The organism is Rhizobium sp. 01N424 (assembly GCF_056399485.1).
The window spans coordinates 1-373 of the sequence record NZ_JBFTRK010000051.1 but is presented as its reverse complement, the minus strand read 5'-3'; the positions used below and the strand labels follow the sequence as shown (position 1 = coordinate 373).

The 373-nt window shown below is 66.0% G+C and carries 1 protein-coding gene; it reads left to right on the top strand.

Annotated elements, in window-relative coordinates:
• Positions 1-373 (top strand): class I tRNA ligase family protein (locus AC1DNK_RS30035; RefSeq protein ID WP_477944888.1); only part of this gene is annotated, 373 nt, incomplete at both ends.

The following is a 373-nucleotide window of genomic DNA, read 5'->3' as shown; positions in this document are numbered from 1 at the left end:
ACGTGCGCCCGCGCAAGTACGTGCTGGCGATGTTCCCGTATCCCTCGGGCGATCTGCACATGGGCCACGCCGAGAACTACCTCTACTCCGACATCGTGGCGCGCTTCTGGCGGCACCGCGGGCACAACGTGCTGAACCCGATCGGTTGGGACTCGTTCGGCCTGCCGGCCGAGAACGCGGCGATCCGTCGCGGAGCGGATCCGCGCGAGTGGACGTACCAGAACATCGCGCAGCAGAAGGCGGGCTTCCAGGCCTACGGGGTCTCGTTCGACTGGAGCCGTGTGCTGCACACCTCCGACGAGGAGTACTACCGCTGGAACCAGTGGCTGTTCCTGAAGCTCTACGAGCGGGGCCTGGCCTACCGCAAGAAGAG